This is a genomic window from Candidatus Ozemobacteraceae bacterium, assembly GCA_035373905.1.
In the GTDB taxonomy this organism is placed as follows: domain Bacteria; phylum Muiribacteriota; class Ozemobacteria; order Ozemobacterales; family Ozemobacteraceae; genus MWAR01.
Map to the genome: position 1 here is coordinate 14,755 of DAOSOK010000033.1, position 23,705 is coordinate 38,459.

Annotated in this window: 18 protein-coding genes and 1 pseudogene; 3 read left to right on the forward strand and 16 right to left on the reverse strand. The window is 62.9% G+C overall.

Annotated elements, in window-relative coordinates:
- Positions 1-25: 25 nt before the first annotated feature.
- From PLU72_15355 to PLU72_15425, 15 genes and pseudogenes are all read right to left on the reverse strand, one after another.
- Complete coding sequence (locus PLU72_15355) at positions 26-1,030, reverse strand: alanine-tRNA synthetase second additional domain-containing protein (GenBank protein HOT29551.1); 1,005 nt, start codon at positions 1,028-1,030, stop codon at positions 26-28.
- The gene (locus PLU72_15360) at positions 1,027-1,389 is read right to left on the reverse strand and encodes a DUF4387 domain-containing protein (protein HOT29552.1); all 363 of its coding nucleotides are present in this window, start codon (positions 1,387-1,389) and stop codon (positions 1,027-1,029) included. Before PLU72_15360 ends, PLU72_15355 begins: the two co-directional genes overlap by 4 nt.
- The gene (locus PLU72_15365; GenBank protein HOT29553.1) at positions 1,386-2,762 is read right to left on the reverse strand and encodes an acyclic terpene utilization AtuA family protein; all 1,377 of its coding nucleotides are present in this window, start codon (positions 2,760-2,762) and stop codon (positions 1,386-1,388) included. Before PLU72_15365 ends, PLU72_15360 begins: the two co-directional genes overlap by 4 nt.
- Positions 2,763-2,911: 149 nt before the next feature.
- Positions 2,912-4,153 carry a methylaspartate ammonia-lyase gene (locus PLU72_15370; GenBank protein ID HOT29554.1) on the reverse strand — a complete coding sequence of 414 codons (1,242 nt, stop codon included), beginning with the start codon at positions 4,151-4,153 and terminating at the stop codon, positions 2,912-2,914.
- Between the two features lie 157 nt (positions 4,154-4,310).
- Complete coding sequence (locus PLU72_15375) at positions 4,311-5,750, reverse strand: methylaspartate mutase subunit E (GenBank protein HOT29555.1); 1,440 nt, start codon at positions 5,748-5,750, stop codon at positions 4,311-4,313.
- A gap of 6 nt (positions 5,751-5,756) precedes the next feature.
- Positions 5,757-7,226: a glutamate mutase L gene (locus tag PLU72_15380; GenBank protein ID HOT29556.1), complete on the reverse strand. Its 1,470-nt coding sequence runs from the start codon at positions 7,224-7,226 to the stop codon at positions 5,757-5,759.
- A gap of 128 nt (positions 7,227-7,354) precedes the next feature.
- The gene (gene glmS, locus PLU72_15385; GenBank protein ID HOT29557.1) at positions 7,355-7,801 is read right to left on the reverse strand and encodes a methylaspartate mutase subunit S; all 447 of its coding nucleotides are present in this window, start codon (positions 7,799-7,801) and stop codon (positions 7,355-7,357) included.
- A gap of 16 nt (positions 7,802-7,817) precedes the next feature.
- A complete protein-coding gene (locus PLU72_15390) occupies positions 7,818-8,816 on the reverse strand; it encodes a GntR family transcriptional regulator (GenBank protein ID HOT29558.1) in 999 nt (332 codons plus the stop codon).
- 147 nt (positions 8,817-8,963) lie between these two features.
- Positions 8,964-10,211, reverse strand: a pseudogene (locus tag PLU72_15395) (malic enzyme-like NAD(P)-binding protein).
- Positions 10,208-12,718, reverse strand: a complete 2,511-nt coding sequence (locus PLU72_15400; GenBank protein ID HOT29559.1) for a transporter substrate-binding domain-containing protein — start codon at positions 12,716-12,718, stop codon at positions 10,208-10,210. The pseudogene PLU72_15395 and the gene PLU72_15400 overlap by 4 nt, the downstream one beginning before the upstream one ends.
- A 297-nt stretch (positions 12,719-13,015) precedes the next feature.
- Positions 13,016-13,894, reverse strand: coding sequence for a hypothetical protein (locus tag PLU72_15405; GenBank protein HOT29560.1), 879 nt, complete (start codon positions 13,892-13,894; stop codon positions 13,016-13,018).
- An 84-nt stretch (positions 13,895-13,978) separates the two neighbouring features.
- Entirely contained in the window at positions 13,979-15,328 is a 1,350-nt protein-coding gene (uraA, locus tag PLU72_15410) for a uracil permease (GenBank protein ID HOT29561.1), read from the reverse strand.
- A gap of 100 nt (positions 15,329-15,428) precedes the next feature.
- A complete protein-coding gene (locus PLU72_15415) occupies positions 15,429-16,574 on the reverse strand; it encodes a cation:proton antiporter (GenBank protein ID HOT29562.1) in 1,146 nt (381 codons plus the stop codon).
- On the reverse strand, positions 16,571-18,226 hold the full coding sequence (gene treS, locus PLU72_15420; protein HOT29563.1) for a maltose alpha-D-glucosyltransferase: 1,656 nt from the start codon (positions 18,224-18,226) through the stop codon (positions 16,571-16,573). Before treS ends, PLU72_15415 begins: the two co-directional genes overlap by 4 nt.
- A 21-nt stretch (positions 18,227-18,247) precedes the next feature.
- A complete protein-coding gene (locus tag PLU72_15425) occupies positions 18,248-20,446 on the reverse strand; it encodes a bifunctional alpha,alpha-trehalose-phosphate synthase (UDP-forming)/trehalose-phosphatase (protein HOT29564.1) in 2,199 nt (732 codons plus the stop codon).
- Between the two features lie 250 nt (positions 20,447-20,696).
- Here PLU72_15425 and PLU72_15430 point away from each other — a divergent pair, with 250 nt between their 5' ends.
- From PLU72_15430 to PLU72_15440, 3 genes are read left to right on the forward strand one after another with little or no spacing between them, the layout of a single operon-like run.
- A complete protein-coding gene (locus PLU72_15430; GenBank protein HOT29565.1) occupies positions 20,697-21,227 on the forward strand; it encodes a hypothetical protein in 531 nt (176 codons plus the stop codon).
- A gap of 40 nt (positions 21,228-21,267) precedes the next feature.
- Positions 21,268-22,599 carry a DUF2157 domain-containing protein gene (locus tag PLU72_15435; GenBank protein ID HOT29566.1) on the forward strand — a complete coding sequence of 444 codons (1,332 nt, stop codon included), beginning with the start codon at positions 21,268-21,270 and terminating at the stop codon, positions 22,597-22,599.
- A complete protein-coding gene (locus PLU72_15440; protein HOT29567.1) occupies positions 22,596-23,123 on the forward strand; it encodes a GDYXXLXY domain-containing protein in 528 nt (175 codons plus the stop codon). Before PLU72_15435 ends, PLU72_15440 begins: the two co-directional genes overlap by 4 nt.
- Here PLU72_15440 and PLU72_15445 read toward each other — a convergent pair.
- On the reverse strand, positions 23,120-23,695 hold the full coding sequence (locus PLU72_15445; protein ID HOT29568.1) for a phospholipid scramblase-related protein: 576 nt from the start codon (positions 23,693-23,695) through the stop codon (positions 23,120-23,122). The genes PLU72_15440 and PLU72_15445 overlap by 4 nt on opposite strands.
- Between the last annotated feature and the right edge of the window lie 10 nt (positions 23,696-23,705).

The following is a 23,705-nucleotide window of genomic DNA, read 5'->3' on the forward strand; positions in this document are numbered from 1 at the left end:
GTTCCGGGAGCGTCGCGATGCGCCCCTACTCGTTGTGGTCGGGGCCCGCCGGGGCGGGGGGGAGGGTGGGGGCCTTCGGGTCGGAGGACTCGTCGCCGAAATAGCTCAATTCCTCGATGCCCGCAATCTCGCGGCGGCCGACGATGCCGATCAACATCCAGTCCTTGCTCAGAGGATTATATTTGTACTCGTGTACGAGTCTGAAATTGTCGATCTGCCCGGTCGATTTCACGTGCGTTCGCGTTCCGGTGCAGAACAGGTCTGTCCTGCCTATTCTGATGCGATTCTCACCGACCTGGGAAACGGGAACGTCGCTTGCGATGACTTCCAGAACCTTCTGCTCGAGTTCGCAGATATCGACCGTCGGCTTCTCGGAAAACTTGATGACGAAGCCGTGCTTCACGTCCGAGTGCAGGACCGGACGCCGGTAGTTGTAGTCCCGCTCCATGATCGAGGTCGTGATGTCCTCGGCCGAATGGGCCATGAGGCGGAACTTGAGGGTTCGGTCGACCACCGACTTGATCGCCGCCGGAAACGGCCCGAATACCGACGGCCGCGCAATGATCACCTCTTCGCCGATCCCGAAGATGATATGTGCGTTCAGGTTGAGCGCATCGTAGATCAGGTCGAAATGCTCGACCACGACGCGGCGGCCATACGCCAGCGCCTCGCGGATCGCCTCGGCGATCTCGAAGGTCTGGTGGAACGCGAGCTCATACCGGATGTCGAGATGGTACGTGTGGGGCGCGAAGAAGTTGTCGGGCGCGAAGTCGTAGATCGGCGTGGGACGCAGGTTGACGCCCTCGTCGTCGTTCGTCAGCTCCAGGCCCGGGAAAAGGCCGCGGATCAGCGTCGATTTTCCCGAGCCTTCGGAGCCGATGATGCCCACCAGCAGGTCCGAGGGAAACAGATACCGCTGGCCCAGTTCGGCGCCGAGCATGTAGAGCCGCTGGCGGCCGCGAGGCGCATAGTAGGTCGAATAGATCAGCGTCTCGAACGTGTGGGTGTTGAAGGTGAACGGAATGCTCATGCGTCGAATTCGATCCCCAGCAGGGGCGCGTGCTGCTGCGCCCCGTAGATGTCGGTCTCGCCCGGATCGCCTGAGGCGATCCAGCGCTTGATCGTGATCTTCACCGCATGCGCCGGCTCGAACCAGATGATGCAGAGGATGTCCGACTCGGGAATCTTGTACAGCTTTGAGATCAGCGCAGGGTTCACGACGGCCTTCGCCTTGCACATGTCGTATTCGTCGCGGGAGCGGAAGATGATGTCGAGGGTCAGTTCGTAGGGACCCGAGTTCTTCGACCGGATGACCCGGGCGACGTCGGTGATGCGATACCTCTTCGCCGTGCCGGCGGCCTGCAGCCGCTTTTTCGTCGTCTTGCTCATTGTCGCACCTCGCCGTTCATATATGATTCGATATAGATCGGGAACATGCACGGATCGTCGACCTCGATCAGGTGATACAGCGAGAAAGTGTAGGCCGCGCCCATCGGAACGTCGGATGGGGAGAAGGGGAAAGCGAGATTGCCCGCCGTCGCGATGCGCCCTTCGTATCCGTAATGGAGCAGCGTCGAGCGGGTCACCGAACACAGCGTGTCGGCCGCCTCCTGGGTAGCGCACAGCGCCTCGATGATGATGCACAGTTCGTGGGAAACGGCGTCCGCGAGCGGCTCCATCGCGCCCATGACGCCGTTCTTGCCGTAGACGTGGAACAGAAGCCGGTCGTTCGGAGACGGGTTTTTCATCATGCTCCGCACCTGGGCCTCGACCTGCGGCAGAATCTCGTCGATCTTCGAGATCATGATCGGGTCGCGGGTTCCGGCGATGCTGACGGTGCGGTAGCCGATCTTCCGGACGCCCTCCAGTTTCAGAAAATAGCCTTTCGTCTTCTCGTAGCGGCTGCCCTTCACCTCGACGCGGCCGCCCGGCAGTTCGGTGAACGAGGTGGCGGTCAGATCGATGGCGCCGCCCGGGCCGGGAAGATGATACGGATCCGACTTTTCGTAAAGGGTGTGGGCGGCGGCGGACATCGGCGTGAAGACCCGCTTGTCGCTGAGCGGTTCGAGGATGAACGAGTCGTCGGTCAGCGTGCCGAGCACGCAGTCGGCGCCCGAACCCGGCGTAGCGGCGATCGCCCCGCATTCGAGAATCTTCCCCATGTGCATCGCCAGGCCCTTGTCGAATCCCTGTGTGATCGGCACGGCGGCGAAACAGGCCGGATCGTAGCAGCGGCCGGCCAGGACGACCTGGGCGCCCATCTCGAGGGCCTTGACGATCGGCTCGCAGCCCATCTGCGCGACGATGTGCACCGACTCCTCGACGTCCTTCGCGGTTGCCTCGGGAACGAACGAGAGCGGCTTGACGCGGCCCTGCGACAGGGCTTCGAGGACCGTCTTCTTCTCGATGTCAGCCGGGATGACGGCCAGCCTGAAGGTAAGGCCGTTCTCCTGCGCGATCTCGCGGATGATCTCGTGGCACCAGTCGAGGTGCGGCTTCGCGCCCGATCCGCCTGCCGATCCGATCACGACCGGGATGTTCTCGGCGACGCCCGCCGTGATCATGTACGTCAGGTCGCGCTTCACGAACGCGCGATTGGTGAAAGACTTGCCCGCACCCAGATAGTAGGGGCCGGGATCGGTCGAGCCGGCGTCGACTCCGATCAGATGCGGTTTGCGCGCCATTCCCCGTTTGAACGAGGCTTCGGGAAACCCGTAGCCCAGAATCGCCGTGGGCGACAACACCCTGAATTCCCTGCTCATATCTTCATCATTCCCTTCCTGAGACGACCTGAATCACAAAGGACACGAAGAACACGGAGAAACCACAGCAAAAATACCACGGGAAGGATCTCTGAAAATTCTCTGTGAAAGCTCTGTGTTCATTGTATTCTCTGTGCTGAAACGGTTTGTCAATTCCGGCTGCGCAGGATTGCGAGCGTGCGTTCCATTTCATTGTTGACGATATTGAACCCCTCGTCGAACCCCATGCCCGGCTTGGCCAGCATCCGGTCAGCCCTGGCGGCCACGGCGAGATGCACGCAGCAGCGCGCCGAGACGTCGGTTTCGTTGCATGTGCCGCCCTGGTAGGCTTCGACGCCCTTCTGTTTGCAGTAGAGGACGCTTTCGACGATGTCCTGGACGCCGCCCAGGTCGGGGGTCTTGATCTGGAGCATATGGCCGGCGCCCGCGTCCGCGAAGTCGCGGACGTCCTCGAACGTGTTGCACCATTCGTCCGCGACGACGCGCACCTTCGAACCCTTTGTTTTCAGCTGGCCGCAGATCGTCGCCAGGGCCTCGATCTGGCGCTCGCGGTGCTCGACGTCGACGGGGCCCTCGATATACAGGGGCAGACCGCCGGCATCCGGCTCCAGGGAGGCGAGATATTCGGAGACCTTCGTCAGGTCGCCGCCGAACGCTTGTCCGATAGTACCATATACATCGATATGTAATGCAGGCGCGTACGACGGATCGACCCTCAGTTCGCGGATGCGTTTCACGAGCCAGCGGATATACTCGCGCAGTTTCGAACCGTCGCGGCCCAGCTTCTCGTCGATGTTGTTGATCAGCCCGTGGGGAAGGGCCTCGACGCGCTTGAGGATCATCTTGTCGGCGTTTTCATAGCGGTTGTCGCCCGTCTGGGCGAACACGGGAACCCGCTCGGCGACGACGGGCAGGCCGTACTCGTCGCAGACGACCTCCGCCATCAACCGGTGCGTCGCCTTCGCGCGGGCGTCGAGCAGCGCCTGGGAAAGCCCGTAACGAAGCGCCGTGTGCAGCTTCCTCCCTTCGAACTCGAGCGTCATGAAGCGGCCGACGAGGTCCCGGAATTTCGCGATTTCGAGGCCCTCGAGCAGGGGGCGGACGTTCTTTTCGAGGAACGGCAGATACGTGTCGGCGAGGAAGAGCGGGTCGCGGCCGCCGGCGCCGGAATACTGGACCGCGCAGCAGTCGCCGAGGGCGATCTGTCCGTCCTCGAGTTCGAGCATCACCGAGATCGCCTCACCCGCGACGCGGATGCTGCGGAACCCCGGCGTGACCGGCTCGCCCCTGTAGACGAAACCGTCGTGCGTCGCGCCCTTCTTGATCGCCCGCTGATCGTCGAAGAAAAACGACGAAACCCCCTTCGCAAACATCGCCCGTCTGATCTTCATATATATTGTCTCCTATTGATAACCAACACCGTATGTTTCCCGCTTCAAGGAGATCATCCGCAGATGCCGCAGATGCCGCAGATGAAATCCTGAAAACGCGACACCGTTTCAAACGTCACTCTTCGAACTTCCCCGATGATCCGGGGCCCTCCCCGGTTCATCGGGGCCTTCCGACGAGTTTTCCCTTGCTGACCGCGTAGATGTCGTCCGTAACCATCTGGAAGCAGAGGGCGCGCTTCTCGGCGCTTGCGCGCTGGTGGAGACGTTCCTGGTGGAACGCCCAGACGTCGTCCGTCATCGGCACGTTGCCGCGCTGGAACAGTCGGATGCACCCTTCGTTGTCCCGGATCGGCAGAATCTTGCCATGATTGCAGGTCGCGGGGGCGAACGGCACGTCCATCACGCCCGCCGCGAACGCCGCGATGATGCCGGCTTCGATATCCCCGTTCCCGAGCCTCTCGACGGCATCCATCACCGTACGCACTTCCTTTTTGATGATCTCGATTTCTTCCTGAAGCCGAGGGCTCATCACGGCGCGCTGATCCGCCAGCATGTTCACGACCTGGCGCGTCGCCTTCAGCCCGGCGGCATTCGCCTCCTTCGTGGGAATGCCGCGCGCCTCGTGCGGGGTTTTCACGATCACCTTCGTCGCGCCAGACAGGGCCGCGACGGTCGAGCCCCAGCAGATGACCGAGAACGCCTTCGACTCGTCCTCGGGGAAGCCGCCCATCCACTGGTGAAACACGGTCGTCAGGTCGTAGCCGGAGAAGCCGGCCTTTCTGAAATACTCGTCGGCCAGTTCCCGAAGCGAAAGCATGGCCGCGACGTCCTGGATGAAGTTGCCGCCCTGGCCGTAGCCCAGCGTCAGGGACCGGACGCCCTGCCCGAGCGCCAGCAGGCCTTCGACGATGGCGACGACGTGGCTGACGAAGGGGGGCACGAGGGTGCCCGTCAGGGGGCCGAACGGCTCGCGATTGATGCTGACGCCGTTCTCCTCATACCAGCCGACGAGCCGGTCGACGTATTTCCAGTCGTCGATGCTCTTCTGCAGAGGAACTTTCTTTGCATAGGGGATGTTATAGGAAATGCCGCCGCCTTCATAGCTCGTGAAGCCGGCCGCGAGCGTGATCTCGGCGAGAAGCCGCGCGTCGGGGGTTCCGTGCCGGACCTGAACGGGGGATTTGACCGCCTCGACCACCTGCCGGCAGCCGGCGAGACCGTGATTGACGGCCGGAAACCCGTTGAGCAGGGAGGTTCCGGCCTGGAGCGACTTCTCGATCCCGTTGGCCGCCTCCTGATACCGGTTCTGGCGGGTGTATGCGTCGATCGTTGTCGGAAGCAGGTCCGCCTCGCCTTCCGTCTCGAGATACTGAAGGAGTTTGATGTGCTCGTTGACGAGCGCAACGCCGGCGCGCGGCTGCAGGAGGGTTCTGCCCTGCTCGTTCGCCCTCTTCATCGCCAGGGCGAAGTTGCGGCCGGGCGGAAGGGCTTTCTGATACGCTAGCGCCTCGTCGAGGCTGAGGCCTTTGCCCGTCGGCCAGGTGGCGAGGACGGCGTCGCGGATCGAGAGAAAATCGTTCCAGGTGAGAGGGTTCATACCGGGTCAGGCTCCTTGTGAAGTCTGGGTGATGGCGTGTCGTGAACGGCCGGTGGAGACCGGAACCAGCGACTGGCCGGCAAGCGCCGCGGCGAGTTCAGGATACGGTGAAGCGAGGTTGCCGAGCAAGGGAAGAAGTCCGTCCCGGTCCCGCACGATGCGTGGCGCCTCCGGAAGCAGCGGCATTCTTCCGTCGGGGGCGGGAGGGGATGCGGCTGCGATCGCGTCGAGATACAGCGACGCATCGTCCGACGATGCTAGATATCCGCCCGAGCCGATGATGGTGCGGACGCGGCGAAGATCCTTGCCGCGCTGCAGAAACACTTTTCCGCCGGGCGTCCAGCTTTCCTCGACGGTCCCTGCGTGCCGGGCGATCGAAAGGGAGACGCAGACGGCTGCGAGGATGCGGTCGAGAGCCGCCTGCCGGGATGTCACCGGCAGCCGGCTGGGGGTTTCGGAGACGTCGTCGGCCCACGTTTCGAGCTCGGAAGCCTCCATGCCGGCCTCGACGCGAAGCGTCTCGAGAACCGGGCCTCCGGAGGCGAGGACGGAGCGTGCGCTGACCCGCATGCCGAGGTCGCCCTCGACGGTGCGCTTGACGGCCGGCTCCGGCAGTCCGCGAAGGATGACGCTCCCGTCGGAGGCGGTCGGTTCGCTGTTCGTATACACGTCGGTCGTGGCGCCGCCCATGTCGATCAAAAGTGTATCGGCCCAGTCCGGGAAAACGGCGGCGAGGCGCTCCACCAGCTCGAGAACGGCGCGCGGCGTCGGTTTCGGTTCGGCGCCGAACGCGTCGATGACGCGCCGCAGGCCTTTCCCCTCGATCAGCCGGCGAAGGAACAGATCGCGGATGCGCATGCGCGCCGGCTCGATGTTCAGCTGGCCGAACTCGGGCATCAGATTCTCGGTGACGATCAGGCGCCCCTCGGGGAACATCGCCGGAAGCTCCGGCGCGACCGTGCGGTTTCCCGCGAACAGAACGGTCGCTTCGAGACCGGCTTCGGCGAGACGCCGAGCGTTTTTCAGGGCGTATGCGGCGTTTCCGCCGTCCGTGCCGCCTGCGAGCAGGATGATGTCCGGCCCGTCGCTCCTAATGCGTTCGACGTCGTCAGGCGTGAGTTCGAACGCGTAGGCCCCCGAGACCTTGCCGCCGGCCGAACAGACCGCCTGCCGGGCGACGCTGAGGGTCAGCTCGGGCACGAGACCGACCGCCGCCACTTTCAGGCCTCCCTTCGCCGAACAGGACAGGTGCGCCGGGAGATCGAGCGTCACCCCGTCGAGATCGTCGAGCCCGGCGGCGACTCTGTCCGGCAGCAGGCCATGCAGGACGTGGGCGACGCCGCGCGGCAGGTGATCGACGGTCGTTGGCGTCGAGGCGCGCGCGAGGATGGCGCGGCCGGAACGGTCGATCAGCGCGCCCTTGGTATACGTCGACCCGATGTCGATCGTCAGAACCCTGTTGTCGGTGCCTGGCATGGAAGAAGATGGCAAGCCGCGGGAGCGTTGCGACCCGGCGAAGCGGGAGAGAAGGTGCCGGATCGGCGTTGCCTGGCCTGGTTATCCTTTGATGTTAAATATTATATAACGTATAAAACAAAGCGCCGTCACCCGTGGCCGCCCTCGGAACAGCCGATGTGGCCCGACCGTTCGATGTCCTCGCGGATCAGCCTGGTGGCCTGTTCGAGGTCGATATCGGGCGGAAACACCCGATCGTAGCCCATGGCGATGAACTTCTTTTCGACCGTGTCGAAGGGGGTTTTCCCGACGACCAGGTTGCCGCCCACATACAGTTTGATGTGGTCCAGTCCTTTTTCGATGCACTTGTCCCGAAGGCCGGCGCAGTCGATCTCGCCGTGTCCGTAGAGAGAACTAACGAGGATCGCCTTCGCACCGGTCTCGATCGCCGCGCTGATGAACTCTTCCTGGCTGACCATGACGCCGAGATTCGTGACCTTGAATCCCGCCTGCGTGAAGAACGCGTCGAGGATCTTGTTGCCGACGGAGTGGCAGTCGAAGCCGATGACGCCGAGAACGACCGGGATGGGCTGCATGATGGACCTCCTGGATTTATGCGGCGGAGCGCTGGAGCAGGGCGGCGGTCTTTTCCTCGATATGGAGGAGAGAGCCGCGATCGATCTGGTATTCGAATCGGACGAGCTTGCCGCCGCGCCGGGTGAACTCGTTCAGGGTTTTCGAAACCTGGCTGGAAAGCGGGAATGCGTGGCCGGGAGGGAGAATGATTGCCTGGACGGTACCAGCGAGCCGGAGAAGGGCGCCCGGCTGGACGTCGAGCATCGCCGAAACGCGTTCCGGAGGGATGCCGATGCGCCTGAGGTGGATCCGGATGATCTCGTGAAACCGGCTGCTGCGGCAGATCACCGCGATCTTCCCCGCGGCGGCGAGGCCGGCCAGGGCCATGAGGGTTTCCGGGCTCGGCGAGACAGCGACGGGAAGGAGACGGTCGGCGACGGCCGGAGCGAGATCGACGAGTTCTTCCGCGTGCGTCGTGGTCGTGATGATCAGGGCGAACGGCTCGAGGCGGGCCGACGCATCCCCGGCCCGGCGAAGGTCTTCCAGGAGGAACGTTCTGAGCTTCAGGTGGGCGAACCGGCCGAGTTGCTGTTCGAAGATCGACAGGGCTTCGGGATTGCAGTCGACGGCCGCGATCGGAAACGTCGCCCGGAGCTTCGTCCGGCGCTCCAGCTCCGTCTCGAGCAGATGGCTGATTTCCTCCGGGGTGTACCGCAGGGCCTCGAGCTCGTCGACGAAGTGCTGAACCAGCATCTGGGCTTTTCCCTGTCGGGGGGGCGCCGCAGGATCGGCCTGGTCTGCGACGAAGGTGCCCCGGCCCTGGGTGATCGTGAGAAGCCGCTCGCGGGCGAGTTCCTCGTAGGCCTTCTTGACGGTGCCCCGGGCGAGGTCAAGATGTCTGGCGAGTTCGCGCTCGGGCGGCAGTCTGTCGCCCGCCAGGAGCTTCCTTTCCCTGATGAGCTGCCTGATTCTTTCTATCAGCTGGCGGTATGCCGGCAGATCCCGGCCCTTGTCTATCGCGAACTCGCCGAACATCTGATCCCTCTATTGGTATAGACCAAATTGATTTGGATTATACCTTTTCCATCGGCTGGCGTCAACCGGAACGACAGCGAAATGTGTCCCGGCGGTTCATGCCGCGAATCTGGCCGCGAGACGGCGGGCGGTGGAGCGGAGACGGCGGCGGTAGGCGTCGATATCGGCGATCGGGATCCGCGCTACGCCGCTCTCCATCGCGGCGATCGCGACGGCCGGCGAGACGGTCTCCAGAAGACGAGGATCGAAGGGCTTCGGGAGGAGATACTCCCGGCCGAACGCAAGTCGTTTCACCCCGTATGCTTTCAGGACCGCGGACGGAACGGGGCGACGTGCGAGGGCCGCCAGCGCCTCGCTCGCGGCGAGCTTCATCGCATCGTCGATCGTCGAAGCGCGCACGTCGAGCGCGCCCCGGAAAAGAAACGGAAAGCCGAGCAGGTTGTTCACCTGGTTCGGCAGGTCGCTGCGGCCCGTGGCGATGACGGCGTCCGGCCTCGCCTCGCGTGCCGCCTCGTATTCGATCTCGGGCACCGGGTTCGCGAGCGCGAAGACGATCGGATCGGGACGCATCTTCCCGAGCATCTCGGGAGTCACGATGCGGGGAGCCGAAACGCCGATGAACACGTCGGCGCCTTCCAGAGCGTCGGCCAGCGTCCCCGCCGGCCGCGAAGACGCCAGAGGGGCGAGCCAGCGATGCATGCCCTCCCTGCGGCCCTTATATACGATACCATGTATGTCGCAAAGAATGATATTCCTCCGTCGGACGCCGATCTCGAGCAGGTGGCGGGCGACGGCGATGCCGGCCGCGCCGGCGCCGCTGATCGTGACGCGGGCCTCGGCGGGGTGCCGGCCTGTGAGATGCAGGGCGTTCAGGAGAGCTGCGGCCACCACGACCGCCGTTCCGTGCTGGTCGTCGTGAAAGACGGGAATCCCCATCGCGGCCCTCAGGCGCTCCTCGATCTCGAAACACTCCGGCGCCTTGATGTCTTCGAGGTTGATGCCCCCGAAACTCGGCTCCATCAGGGAAACGGCGTCGCAGAACACCGCGGGATCGGCCGTGTCGAGCTCGAGATCGACGGCGTCGATGCCTGCAAATCGCTTGAACAGAAGGGCTTTCCCCTCCATCACGGGCTTGCCGGCGAGCGCGCCGATGTTTCCGAGGCCGAGCACGGCGGTTCCGTTCGTAATGACGCCGACCAGGTTGCCTCGGCCCGTATACCGCCACGCGGCCTCGGGATCGTTGCGGATCGCGAGGCAGGGTGCCGCAACGCCCGGCGTGTAGGCGAGGCTGAGATCCTTCCCGTCGGCGCAGGGCTTCGACGGGACGATTTCGATCTTGCCGGCCGGCGCCGAGGCGTGAAGCCGGAGAGCCGCGGGCGTAAGGCGGTCCTTCATGCGGCCTTCCTCGACGAACCGTCGCCGAAAATGGCGGCGAGGGCTTTCTCGACGTCGGACAGCGTGAACGGTTTGCTCAGGGCATAGCAGAAGCCGTAGGCCGTATGATCGGCCATGACGGGGTCACTCGAATATCCCGAGGCAACCATGATCCTGAGCCCGGGGTCGAGTTCGTGCAACTTCTCGGCCGTATCCAGCCCGCCCATGCCGCCCCTGATCGTCAGGTCGAGGATCGCGAGGCAGAACGGCGCCCCGCCGGCTACGGCTTTCCGGTATTCGATGACGGCTTCGTCCCCATTGGAGACGCAGACGCATTCGTATCCAAGGCGCCGCAGGATCCCCTCCATGACCGAGAGAATGGACGGTTCGTCATCCATGACCAGAATTTTTCCGCCGTCGCCGCATTGGACGGAAGAGGGCTCGGAGGTGTCCGCCTTTTGCGCGTCCGTTGCCGGCAGATACACCCGGAATGTCGCTCCGGCGCCCAGGGTCGATTCGACGGTGATATGGCCTCCGTGCTGCTCGACGATCGAGTAGACGGTCGACAGACCGAGACCGTGGCCCGTAGGCTTGGTCGTGAAAAACGGGTCGAACAGGTGCGGAAGGACGTCAGGCGCGATGCCGTTTCCTTCATCCGATACGCGGATTTCGACATACTTCCCCGGAGGAAGGCGATTGCTCCCGTTCGGGCGGGAATGTCCGTCGACCTTCATGCCGTCGCCCGACACGTCGATATTGACCGCCGATAATCTGATGGTGCCGGTAGCCGACATCGACTGCCGGGCGTTGATGACCAGATTCTGGATTGCCTGGCCGAGTTGCCCCTCGTCGACTTCCAGGAGCCGCAGATCGTCGGAAATATCCAGGTGAAGCCTGATCGGACTGCCTGACATGACGAGCCGCGCCGAATCCTCGAGAAGATTGCGGATCGACTGGACCCGCTTCTGGGGAGTCCCGCCCCGGGCGAAGGTCAGGAGTTGCCGAGTCAGACCCCGTGCGGTGGCGATAGAGCTTTCCGCCTCGGCCAGATAGGTGGACGCCTTCTGTCCTTTGGGGATTTCCGCTTTCGCGAGCGAGACGTGTCCGAGAATACCGGTAAGGATATTATTGAAATCATGAGCGATGCCGCCGGCCAGAATGCCAAGCGACTCGAGTTTCTGATGCCGTTGGAGTTCTCGTTCCATCTCCTCCCGGACCGTGACGTCCTGAAAGACGATGATGATGCCGATCTGCACGCCGCTGCCGTTCAGGATCGGCGCCTTCGTGCTGGCGATGCGACGCCTGGTTCCGTTACGATCGACCATGCCGGCCGCCTGACGCCCGGGGGAGGCGTCGGAGGTGATCGGCAGAATCTCGATGAGCGGCCGGCCGGCTGCTTCAGCCAGGCTCCACCCGGTCAGCTCCATGGCGATGCGGTTCATCATCGTCACGCGGCCGACGGTATCGGTGGTGATGACGCCTTCTCCGATGCTGGCGAGCGTGACGGCGAGACGCTCCTTCTCGTCTCTCAGGGCCTTTTCGATCTCGCGCTTGGCGGTAAGCTCGGCCTGGAGTTCGTCGGTCCGGAGGGCCACTTGGGCCTGCAGGGCGCGGTTCCAGACGAAAAAGGCGGTCAGGACGGCCGTCAGCAACATGGCCGCATATCCGAGAATCCGCCAGAAATACTCGCGCGAAACCCCCGCGCCGTCTTCGAGTCTGATCCATCTGCCGAAGATCTCCTGCCGCTCCTGATCCGTCAGGGAGGAAAGGCCCTTTTCCATGATCGTGAGCATGAGCGGCTCGTCGTTCCTGCAGGCGATGGCGAGTTGGTTCTTCTTGCCGGAGTCGCCGGCGACGCGCAGGTTCACAATCCCGTGTTTTTCTATCAACCAGGCGGCGATGGCAACGTTGATGACCGTCGCATCTGCCCTGCCGAAGGAAACCGCATGAAGGCAGGAGAGATCGTCAGGATACGGAACCAGCCTCAGTTCGGGAAAGCCGGTTCGGAGATACTCATGGAGCGCATTTCCGCTGGTTATCGCGATGCTCATCTCCTTCATGAGGCCGAACTCGAGCACGCCCTGCTGATCGTGGCGGGTGATGATGACGTTGGGAATGTCGGCGAGCGGCCTCGTGAAGGAAAGATACGCCTGACGCCCTGGCGTGATCTGGGCCGCCGTGATGCCGTCGACCTCCCGGCGTTTCGCCTTCTGGAGTACCTCATCCCAGGTGGCGCATCTGACGATCTCGAATCGCGCCCCGAGGCGGGTTTCGATGAGTCGGAAACAGTCTGCGACGAATCCGCGATACCCACCCTGCTCGTCGAACCACTCGAGAGGGGGGAAGGCCGGGTCGGGGGCAAACCGGATGACACCGCTCCGGGCCTTCAGCCATGCCTGCTCTTCATCTGTGAGAAGGACGGTGCCGGATGCGAAGAACGACGAGCTCCCGACCTGCGCAGAAACGGGCGACGACAGGCCGAAAACGGTCGTCGAGAGGATGATCGCAATGCAGATGACGGTTCTCATGGCTCTCATAGGTATGTTGGAGTGCGTTCTAAATCTATCACGCTGAATGAAAAACGATCAAACGTGTGGGATACGCTCCAGCATACGACAACCATGTCTATTATATCAAATTCAATAATTATGGCCGATTTCACGTCGCCAGGAATCGGTGGACGGTTGGGAGACGAAACACCGAGTGGGTCAAGCGCCCGGCTGCCCGACACGCTTGCGGGTTTCATCCGGAACCGGATGCAAGGAAAACCGCCGCACCCTGTCTGGTGCGGCGGTCGATCCTTCTGACGCTTGAAGTGTCTTCGATCAGGCCTTGCGGATGACACACTCGACGGAGCGATATTCGATGCCGCTCAACACCGGATGTCGTCTCGACGAGGAGTTATTCATCGCCATCAGCGAGTTGCCGTTGCGGGTGACGATGCCGATATGCTTGTGGCGGCCGCCCGGGGGAACGCCCCAAACCACGACGTCGCCTGGCTCGTAGGGCGGGGGCCGAACGATCCGCCAGTTGTTGGGAGCCGGCAGAGCCGTGAGTGCGCTTTTCACGCCGTCCACGTTGAGGATCCGGCCGATGCCGACGCCGGCATCCCGCAGGCACTGAGAGACGACGTCCGCACAGCCGAGATTGCCGTTTTCGGTACCGGGGGAATACCGGAACGAACCGGCCGTCGTATACCGGCTGGCATACGTTGCAGCCATGTCGCTGATCCGCTGCGAGACAGCGTTCTGCGTCGTCGGCGACGCAGAAAACTGGGATGAGACCTGTGTCGTCGGGCGTGCCCGTGATGTTCCCGTCGAGGTTGCGGGAGTTGTTCCCGTCGAGCCGGTCGTTTCACGCGCGGGGGCCTGGCTGGTCTGGCCGCCGAACGCATCGAAAAACGCCTTGAACAAGTCGGCGAGGGTCGTGAAGAAATTGCTGATCGACTGGAGAATTTTGTCGAACCCCTCATCGAATCCGCTCGAAACGGACTGATTCGACTGGTCCGTCGAGGCTGACTGTGCGGCCGATTCGCTGGAATCAGCCGTCGTGACCGTCGAGGTCTGCTGGTTCGTTTGTTCGGTGCCCGTATTTGGCACGAACCCATCTGATTCTTCGATCGCGCGGGCGCTGATGCCCGCCGCAAAAACGAGGAAGAGAACGAGGAATGCCAGACTGCGTCGGATTCCATATCGGCTTTTCATGTTGATTCCTCCGTTACGACGTGATCGAATACGGCTTCATTGTAACAAACGAAATGGTTCTGCGGAATGTTACATGAAAAAACGTCAATGAACCATGGGAGGGGGAGGAGCGGCGGTGGCATCCGACGGCTGCGGGTCGACTTCCAGGACGGCCGGTGCAATTTCCTGCATCAGGCCGAGTTTTCGGAACGCGGCGAAGCCGAGGCTGATGACGACCGAGACGACGGTGCCCAGCGCCATGCCCTTGAGTTCGATCGTGCCGAGCTTGATCGCGGCGCCGCTGACGCCGGTGATCAGGACGAGCGCGGTCAGGATGAGGTTGCGCGACTGGGTGTAATCGACGCGCTTTTCGATCAGCATGCGGATGCCTGCGGCCGCGATGACGCCGAACAGCAGCAGGCAGACGCCGCCCATGACGGGGGTCGGGATGCTCCGGATCATCGCCGCGAGCTTGCCGCAGAACGAGATCAGCACCGCGATGACGGCCGCACCGCCGATGACCCAGACGCTGTAGACGCGCGTGATCGCCATGACGCCGATGTTCTCGCCGTAGGTCGTGTTCGGCGTCGCCCCTGCGATGCCGGACAGCACGTTCGAGATGCCGTCGCCGAGCAGGGAACGGTCGAGACCGGGGTCCTTCACCAGGTCACGGCCGACGATGTTGCCGGTGACGACCAGATGGCCGATGTGCTCGGCCAGCACGACGAGGAAGGCCGGCGCCATCACCATGATCGCGGTCGCGTTGAACACGGGGGTGTACAGGTGCGGCGGCTCGAACCAGGCGGCCTGGGAAATCGCCTGCAGATCGACGATGCCCATCGCCAGCGACACCGCGTAGCCCGCCACCGTGCCGATCAGGACCGGGATGACGGCCAGAAATCCACGCAGGAGAACCGACGAGAGGACGATCACGGCCAGCGTCGCGAGCGAGACCGTTATCGCCTGGCCGGCGGTAAACAGGCTGCCCTCGGCGATCGCGCCGCTCAGACCGGCCATTTGCGCCGCGACCGGGGCCAGTTCGAGGCCGATGACCGCGACGATGGCGCCCATCGCCGCCGGGGGAAACACGACGTCGATCCAGGCGATGCCGGCGACCCGGACGAGCTGGGAAACGGCGATGAAAAATATTCCAAATGCTATAAAGCCTCCCTGGGCCGCCGCGTAGCCGCCCAGCTGCGGATCGGCCATGATGGCGAAGGTCGGAGCGATGAAGGCGAAGCTCGAGCCGAGATACGCCGGAATGCGGCCGCGTGAGACGATGAGGTAGACGAGCGTCCCGATGCCGTTCATCAGCAGGGACGTCGCCGGGTTCACTTTGAACAGGAACGGGACGAGCACCGTGGCGCCGAACATGGCGAACAGGTGCTGAAGGCTGAGGGGAAGGGTCTGGAGAAGCGGCAGCCGCTCCTCGACCTGGATGACGCGCTGGCTCATGGGTGTCGATGCCTCTCGTGATGGAGTCGGCGGCGGTTCCTGCCCGCCGCGAGGTGTCACGAGATTACCCCGTTCCGGCTTCAGGGGCAAGCCCTTGGATCTATTCCCAGAGGGCGGCGGGGGGGCGGGTTTGGGAGCCGGCGGATAGCGTGTCTGCTTGCGTGCGGGCCATGAGCGAGGTGAAAAACGAGCTTGAAATGATCACGACGAGCATCGAGAGATATTCGGAGGCGTTGATGATGCCCGTTTCGAGCCCGAACGAGGCCGTGACGATACCGAAGCTGAGCTGGTAGTTGAACAGCACGGCGGCGCGTTTCGCTTCCGGGGCCGGCAGATACTTCCTCGCCGCGAGCCAGGTGCCGGCGATCTTCCCGCCGAACGAGGCCAGGCCCAGGACTGCCAGCGTCGGGGCGAGGCCGGTGTGGAGGTTGATCAGGCGCACTGACAGCCCCGCCTTGAAGAAAAAGATGGGGGCGACCAGGCCGAAAACGATCGACTGGAGCTTGAGCTGGAGCTCCCCGTGCTCGGCGAGCACGTCATTCAGCATCATGCCTGCCGAGAACGCCAGGATCGAAACGTGAACGCTGGCCTGCTTCGAGGCGATCACCAGGCTGAGCAGAAGAAGGAGCACGAAGCGCGTTTTCAGTTCGATCTCGTTGCCGGAATATCGGACGAACAGCCATCGGCAGAGGTGGGGCAGACGGGTGAGCCAGAGCAGGACCAGCGCAAGAACTCCGAGAGAAACGACCGTAACGCCCTCGAACAAGACGGCAAGCGAGATCATGCTGATCACGTCGACGATCATCGCTGCGCCGAGCAGCGTCTGGCCCCGTTCTTCTTTCAACAGTCCCTTCTGTTTGAGCTCGCCATACACCAGTGCGAGCGACGTCGTCGAAAGACCGATCCCCGTGAGGGCGGCTGCCTCGAGGGACATTCCGAGAAGAAGAGCGGAGGCTCCGCCGACGAGGATGGCCGGCGTGAAGAACGAGGTGAGGCCGATCGTCAGGCTCGAGCGCCAGTTGCGTCGAAGCATCGCAAGATCCGTCTCGAAGCCGGCGAAGAACATGATGCCCAGCAGGCCGAACGCCGCCGTATGCTCGAGCCAGTCGGAGCTGCGAAGTCCCGCGAACGTTCCGGCGACGACGCCGGCGAGGATCTCCATGACCGAGACCGAGATGCCCAGTTCGAGCGAGAGAATTCCGGAGGCGAGGATCAGGAAACCGACGAGAATTCCTTCGTTGCTCATCTGGGAACGGATGTGTCGGGCGGGAGCAGCTCGAACCAGAAGAACGTGTGCGGCCCGAGCGTCAGGAAGTAGGGCAGGGCGCCGATCTTCGGGAAGGTCACGTTGCCGAACGGTTCGCGCGGCGTCCAGCCGTCGAACTCGGCCAGTTGCATCTCGCACGGCTGGGCGAATCGCGATAGGTTCGCGACGATCAGCATCTTTTGCTGGCCCAGTTCACGCAGGAAGGTAAGGACCCGGGAATTCGAGTTCGGAAGCAGTCGAAGCGTTCCGCGGCCGAACAGCCTGTGCCTGGCGCGGATACGGATGAGACGCCGGAGCCAGTTGAGGAGCGACGTCGGAACGCGGTTCTGGGCCTCGACGTTCAGGTGATGGTAACTGTAAACCGGATCGACGATGACGGGCGCATACAGCCGCGCCGCGTCAGCCTGGGAGAACCCGGCATTGCGGTCCATCGTCCACTGCATCGGGGTGCGCACTCCGTTTCGGTCGCCAAGATAGATGTTGTCGCCCATGCCCAGTTCGTCGCCGTAGTAGATGACCGGAGAGCCGGGGAGGGACAGCAGGAGCCCGTAGAGAAGCTCCATCTGCCGCCTGCCGTTGTCGAGCAGGGGGGCGAGCCGGCGCCTGATACCGAGGTTGAGCCGCATGCGCGGGTCGGTGGCATATTCCTTGTACATATAGTCCCGCTCGGCGTCGGAGACCATTTCGAGCGTCAGTTCGTCGTGATTCCGGAGAAAGATTGCCCACTGGCACTGCTCCGGAAGCTGGGGAAGCTGCTGGAGAATCTCCTCGATCGGTTTTTTTTCCTCGCGCCGCAACCCCATGAACATGCGAGGCATCAGCGGAAAGTGGAATGCCATCTGGAACTCGTCGCTGCCGTTGCCGAAGTAGGGGACGAGGTCCTGCGGCCACTGGTTCGCCTCGGCGAGCAGAAGCCGGTTCGGCCACTGGGCGTCGACGAAGCGGCGCAGTTCCTTGCAGAACGCGTGCGTTTCGGGGAGATTTTCGCAGTTCGTGCCTTCTCGCTCGAACAGGTAGGGGACGGCGTCGACACGGAAACCGTCGAGGCCGAGGTGCATCCAGAAAGCGACGACGTCGAGCATCGCGTCGCGGACGGCGGGGTTGTCGTAGTTCAGGTCGGGCTGGTGGCTGAAGAACCGGTGCCAGTAATACTGCTTTGCGACCGGGTCCCAAGTCCAGTTCGAAGTTTCAGTATCTTTGAATATAATACGAACATCTTTATAGATATCGGGCGTGTCGCTCCAGACATACCAGTCGCGGTAGGGGGAAGCGCGATCCTGGCGCGCCTGGCGGAACCATGCGTGCTGGTCGGAGGTATGGTTCATGACCAGATCGGCCAGAACCCGCAGCCCCATCGAATGAGCCTCGTCGAGGAACCGGCGGAAATCGTCGAGCGTCCCGTACTCTCGGTGGACGGCCTTGAAATCGGCGATGTCATACCCGTCGTCGCGGAGCGGAGAAGGATAGAACGGCAGCAGCCAGATGCAGTCGACGCCGAGGTCCCGGATGTAGGGCAGCTTTGACGTCAGACCGGTGAAGTCGCCGATGCCGTCCCCGTTGCCGTCCGAAAATCCCCGGACGTGGAGTTCGTAGAAGATGGAATCCTTGTACCAGAGTGGTCCTTCGCTCATGATGCCGTTTCCCTTCTTGGATTACTCGATCAGCTTGCGCAGAAAGGCGCGGGCTGCTTCGGGATCGGGAATCCGCCAGTTCGCCACGCTGTGGGAGGGGCCGATGTGAATGGCTGTCGCTTCGGGCGGAAGAGCCATGAACATGTCCTCGTCCGTCCGGTCGTCGCCCATGACGAGCATTCTATTGTCGATGGTACTGTTATCTATCAGTTCTTTCACGGCGATGCCTTTGTTGATGCCGGCCGGCCGGGTCTCGACGACGAACGCTCCTCGAAGAACCTCGCATCGGTCCTCGAGACCGTTGGCGGCGAGCAGTCGTTCGATCGCTTCGGCGAGGCGGCCGGCTTGCTCCAGGCCGAACTCCTGCTCTGCCGCGCGAAAGTGCCAGCAGAAACCGGCGCTTTTTTCCTCGAGCCGGCTTCCGGGGGTGCTTCGCGTGAATCGCCTGAAGAGCGGCCGCAACAGGTCGCGGATCGGCTCTTCGGGAGGAACGCGAGACTTCCAGCCGGTCACCGGATCAGGGTGCGTCCAGAGTCCGTGCTCGGCATGGAGGATGATCGGGAGACTGCCGAACCACTCGGCGAGTTGCTCGCGGGCTCGGCCGCTGACGATATGGACGAGCGTCTCAGGCCTGCGGGCGAGCCGCTTCAAGAGGGCGATCAGTTCCTCGTCCGGGGTCGCCGCTTCGGGGTCGTCGGAGAACGGGACGAGGGTGCCGTCGTAGTCCAGGAGAATTGTGAGGGAAGGCAGGGACTTCAGACGCTCCGCCAGCATGTCGATGTCGCCAGGAGGCGACAGGCGGGGGCGCGCCGGGACCGATGAGGAGGCCGCCTCTTTCAACCCTGCGATGAAATCCTCGGCCCAGGCGAAGGCGTCATACCCGATCACTCGCTGACGCAGACGTTTCATGCGGCGCTGAATCTCGCTTTTCGGCATCGTCAGGGCTCGTTTGATGTATTGGGCAAGCTGATCGACGTCGAACGGGTTCACGATCAGCGCTTCGGCCATTTCAGCCGCGGCGCCGGCGAACTCGCTGAGAATCAGGACGCCGTCCGCGTTCGACCGCATCGCGACATATTCCTTCGCCACGAGATTCATGCCGTCTCGGAGCGGCGTGACGAGCATCACCTCGGCCGCCGAATACAGCGCCGCCAGGGCCCTGTCGTCCACACTTTTGACGAGATAATGGACCGGGAGCGATCCGAACGTGCCGTGCGCGGCATTTATTCGACCAGCTATTTCATCGAGCTCCTTGCGGAGCCTGGCATACGACTCGACCTGGGAACGTGATGGAACCGTGAGCTGGAGAAACCTGATCCTGTCCCGCCACTCGGGATTCCGTTCGAGAAATCGCTCGACGGCCAGAAGTCGTCTTGGCAGCCCTTTCGTGTAATCGAGACGGTCGACCCCCAGAAGAATGCGCCGCCCGCCGGCTTCTTCGAGCAGGCGGGCCGTTTCCTTGCGAATCTCGGGATCCTCGGCGAGGCCCGTGAAATAAGGAGCGTCGATACCGATGGGAAAAACGCCGAGCCTGGCTTCGCGGTCGCCGATCGTGATGGATTCCCCGCGCGTGGCCAGCCGCAACACGCTCGTGACCGTCTGGCGAAAATGGCGGAGATAGGAGAACGTATGGAATCCGATCAGGTCCGCGCCGAGCATGCCCTCGAGAATCTCGTTCCGCCAGGGCAGAATGCGAAAAACCTCCGAGGACGGGAAGGGGATGTGAAGGAAAAAACCGATCGTGACATCCGGCCTGATTCGGCGGAGCATGGCCGGCATGAGGGACAACTGGTAGTCGTGGACCCAGACCAGGTCTCCGGGGGAGGCGCTCGCGGCCGCCTTCTCCGCGAACAACCGGTTGACCTCGATGAAGGTGTTCCAGTTCGCCCAGGCATCGCGCTGAACTTTCTCGGTGTCGTAATGATACAGCGGCCACAGAACACCGTTCGAAAACCCTTCGTAAAAGCGCTTCACCTGATTCGATGTGAGATACACGGGCACCAGACGCAGCTTCTCAAGCTCCTGTTCGATCAGTTTCGTCTGCTCGTCCGTGATGCGGCCGAGCTCCCCGGGCCAGCCGATCCAGAGGGCGTCGGAGTTCCGGTGCGGCCCCTTCATAGCCGTGGCCAGGCCGCCGGCGGATGGGGACACTGTAATCTGGGCGTGCTCGTGACGGACCGTCACGGGAAGTCTGTTCGATACGATCAGCAGTCGCGCCATAATACCTCCATGATTGGATGAAAAAAGGATGGCGGGCAGCTCCAAGACCAGTCTACCTCATCCCGGAAGGCCGGTGCAAACGGCCGCGAATCTGCTCATACAGGCGATGAAGAGGTGTCGGGGCTCGCGGGCAGCGTATTGCGCCATGATAATAAAATGAAAGCTATAATACTGCTGTAGGATGAGCGGACGATGAAACTGTGATACAAATGATCGGGATATGAAATTCCGAGGGGAAGAAGGGGAAGCCATGGAAGAAATGCAGAACGCGATGATCGCCGCCGCCGTCGCCGTCGGCATCCTTCCGGAACCGGCGCTGCGGACGGCCGACAGGCTCCGCGCGATGCTCGACGGGGCGGCCCGTTCCCTGACCCTCGTCATCATCCGCTGTTCCGGCGAACAAGGGGTCGATCACGGACTCGTTCATCGCGGCATGCGGTACATGTTCGCGAAGGCCGTCGAACTCGTCGCTGTCTGGGGCCGATCGAAGGACGGGAAGGTTGCCGTCGCGATCGACCCGCGCGAACTGAAATACCCCGAAGACATCCTGGTCGATCCTTCAATACCTGAAGATATTCAAAAAATCGTCCGGGACTCGGCGGCATCGGCGGACCAGCTTTTCAGGGCGTTCCAGCGCCACGTCACCCTGCGCAGCCAGGAAATCGAAAAGGTCGACAGGACCGCGGAGGTCTGCGCCGCCCTGACCTGGACGGCTCGCATCGCCCTCTCGTGGGCACTGACAGCCGAACTCCACGACCCTGACCGCGAAGGCGGGTCGTGATGATGAACTCGGGAGCGATGGAAACACACAGGATGAAAACATGGATGAACACCTGAATACCGGTTCGAAGTTCCGATCAGAACTTGCCCGTGAACTGCCCATCTGGGTTCGGCGCGGCGTCGTCGAGCCGCAGCAGGCCAGGAAACTCGAGCTCATGTATGAGCTCAGGGAGTTGGAAGGAGAGTCCGCGGAGCTGTTTTCCCGAACGATCATGGCGTTTGGCGGGCTTCTGCTGGGCGGCGGCGTCATGGCGTTCGTCGCAGCGAACTGGGAGGAACTGCCGAAATTCCTGAAGGTGATCATGCTGTTCGCCGCCCTGCTCGGCTTTCACGGAGCCGGCTTCTGGCTCTGGCAAAAACGCGATCAAGAACGGCTCGGCCGGTCGCTGATCTTCGCGGGGTGCCTCGTCTTCGGCGCCAATATCGGGCTGCTGGCCCAGATATTCAATATTCAGGGCGATACGTATCGAGGCTTCGGAGCCTGGGCCGTCGGAACGCTCGTCATGGCGTGGGCGATCCGCGGCGCGAGCTCGGCCCTGCTTGCCCTGGTCCTCTCCGTGACCTGGTATCTGGGCTTCATCCATGCGCATCACGGCCAGGCCGAGACGGACCTGCTGGTGGCCTCCTTCCCCGTTCTCGTCGCCGGCCTCTTCGGCTCCCTGGCCGTCGCCATCCCGTCGACACGCCTTCTGGGCGGAACGATCGTGGCGTATTTCATCGCCATGTCGATGGCGGGAACGCATGGGCCGCATCATCAATCCCCGCTCCCCCTGGGAATGACGATGATTGCCGCGGGCTGGTCCGCCGTTGCCGCCGGGCGCCTGTTCGAGACGGTTGCCAGGACGGCGGCGATGGGGCCGGTCGCCCAGGCCCTGGGCTGGGCCCTGGTCAGCATTGTCGGCGTCGTCATGTCCTTCATGAATCCGTGGAAACACGTCGGAGCGTGTGGGGTATTCCTCTGGCTGATCCCGATGGTCGCCGCGGCGGCTGCCGGGGCGTGGGCGATGCGCCGAAGCCTGTCGCGCAAGCCAGCGACGCCGGATGAACGGACCCAGCTCATGCTTCTGGGGGGATCGATCGGGGCGATGTGTCTCGCGTTGATCGTTTCCCAGCCGGTCATCTCGCCGATTCTCGGAAACCTCGCCTGCCTCGGGTGGGCGGGAGTCTGTCTTCTCAAGGGAATGAACGAGGCGAACCGTTCCTCGTTCTGGAGCGGGGCCATCCTGGTGTTCCTGATCATCGTGGCCCGGTTCTTCGAGTTCGACACATCGCTGATGCAGAAATCCGCCGCGTTTCTCGCCTGCGGCGTCGGGACCATCTATGCGGGAATCAAGTATGAGGCGTATCTCCGGTCGAAAGGGGTGACGGGATGACGTTCGGAAAACTCGAAAAGGCCTTCGCGGCCGCCGTCGCCCTGCAGGTTCTGATCCTCGTCATGGTGCCGATGCAGCAGATCAGATCGCTCGTCATCGGCCGGACGATCGAGCTTGCCGTCGAGCCGGTCGATCCGTACAGCATCATGAAGGGGTATTTCGTGACGCTCAGTTACTCCGTCTGCCGTCCCGAGCGCTTTTCTTCGCGCGGCGTTGACCTGCGGGACGGGCAGACCGTCTACGCGGTCGTCGAAGAGGGGGACGACGGCCTCTGGGTGCCGGTGTCGCTGATGACGTCCCCGCCGCGACATCTCGAACGGGGTCGTATCTTCCTGAAAGGCCGGAGAACGGGCTGGCGGGGCATCAGTTACGGCATCGAAGAGTATTCGATCCCCGAAGCCCGGAGGGGCGACGTCGACCGGGCTCTCCGGCAGCACATGGACAAGGCCCGCGTCAGGGTCAAGGTCGATGACGAAGGAAACGCCGCCCTGGAGTCGTTGATTATAAACGGCGTGGAATATTAATTTTCGAAGTGGATGAAGTCGATCAGGAGGGTGGCTGCGATCAACAGCTTCCTGAGGTTTCCGTCCCACTGCTCGGGGCAGGTGACGGAGAAGTTGTCCGCATCGGTGAACGATTCCCGCAGGAAGCCGGACCATTTCTTCGAGATCGTGCCTTTCTGTACGCCGTTTTGCAGGATATTGAACGTCCAGGGCCGCCAGATCGGCCCGGAAATCTGAAGCAGGGGGCGGTGCGCCGCATCCTCGATCACGTACTCGCGGTTGAAAAACGTGAAATTGCGCTGGATGGCGCCGAGCGGCCGATTGTTCTCGTCGCGGACTTCCAACCGGTGCAGGATGAACGAGAACTCCCTCTTGAGGAACATCAGCGGCTCGCCGTTCGGTCCCGAGACCGTCATCTCGAAGGGCCGCAGCCCCTTGAGGAACATCCGCGCCACCCAGCTGCTCGTCTCGATGGCGCTGGCCAGCGTGCGTTGCCGCCCGTCGATGACGGAGTAGCGGTTTTCCTTCTCCCACCCGACGACCGCCTCGAACATTTCCTTGTGTTGCTTGATGTAAAACGTGGTGTCCGCCATGATGCCGCCC

What these genes read in the sequence shown, in the direction of transcription:
- glmS (HOT29557.1), bottom strand. Translation starts at nt 7,801, where the DNA reads ATGCAGCCCATCCCGGTCGTTCTCGGCGTCATCGGCTTCGACTGCCAC.
- PLU72_15380 (HOT29556.1), bottom strand. Translation starts at nt 7,226, where the DNA reads ATGCCAGGCACCGACAACAGGGTTCTGACGATCGACATCGGGTCGACG.
- PLU72_15390 (HOT29558.1), bottom strand. Translation starts at nt 8,816, where the DNA reads ATGTTCGGCGAGTTCGCGATAGACAAGGGCCGGGATCTGCCGGCATAC.
- PLU72_15430 (HOT29565.1), top strand. Translation starts at nt 20,697, where the DNA reads ATGGAAGAAATGCAGAACGCGATGATCGCCGCCGCCGTCGCCGTCGGC.
- PLU72_15360 (HOT29552.1), bottom strand. Translation starts at nt 1,389, where the DNA reads ATGAGCAAGACGACGAAAAAGCGGCTGCAGGCCGCCGGCACGGCGAAG.
- PLU72_15400 (HOT29559.1), bottom strand. Translation starts at nt 12,718, where the DNA reads ATGAGAACCGTCATCTGCATTGCGATCATCCTCTCGACGACCGTTTTC.
- PLU72_15435 (HOT29566.1), top strand. Translation starts at nt 21,268, where the DNA reads ATGGATGAACACCTGAATACCGGTTCGAAGTTCCGATCAGAACTTGCC.
- treS (HOT29563.1), bottom strand. Translation starts at nt 18,226, where the DNA reads ATGAGCGAAGGACCACTCTGGTACAAGGATTCCATCTTCTACGAACTC.
- PLU72_15365 (HOT29553.1), bottom strand. Translation starts at nt 2,762, where the DNA reads ATGAGCAGGGAATTCAGGGTGTTGTCGCCCACGGCGATTCTGGGCTAC.
- PLU72_15375 (HOT29555.1), bottom strand. Translation starts at nt 5,750, where the DNA reads ATGAACCCTCTCACCTGGAACGATTTTCTCTCGATCCGCGACGCCGTC.
- PLU72_15440 (HOT29567.1), top strand. Translation starts at nt 22,596, where the DNA reads ATGACGTTCGGAAAACTCGAAAAGGCCTTCGCGGCCGCCGTCGCCCTG.
- PLU72_15355 (HOT29551.1), bottom strand. Translation starts at nt 1,030, where the DNA reads ATGAGCATTCCGTTCACCTTCAACACCCACACGTTCGAGACGCTGATC.
- uraA (HOT29561.1), bottom strand. Translation starts at nt 15,328, where the DNA reads ATGAGCCAGCGCGTCATCCAGGTCGAGGAGCGGCTGCCGCTTCTCCAG.
- PLU72_15370 (HOT29554.1), bottom strand. Translation starts at nt 4,153, where the DNA reads ATGAAGATCAGACGGGCGATGTTTGCGAAGGGGGTTTCGTCGTTTTTC.
- PLU72_15405 (HOT29560.1), bottom strand. Translation starts at nt 13,894, where the DNA reads ATGAAAAGCCGATATGGAATCCGACGCAGTCTGGCATTCCTCGTTCTC.
- PLU72_15425 (HOT29564.1), bottom strand. Translation starts at nt 20,446, where the DNA reads ATGGCGCGACTGCTGATCGTATCGAACAGACTTCCCGTGACGGTCCGT.
- PLU72_15445 (HOT29568.1), bottom strand. Translation starts at nt 23,695, where the DNA reads ATGGCGGACACCACGTTTTACATCAAGCAACACAAGGAAATGTTCGAG.
- PLU72_15415 (HOT29562.1), bottom strand. Translation starts at nt 16,574, where the DNA reads ATGAGCAACGAAGGAATTCTCGTCGGTTTCCTGATCCTCGCCTCCGGA.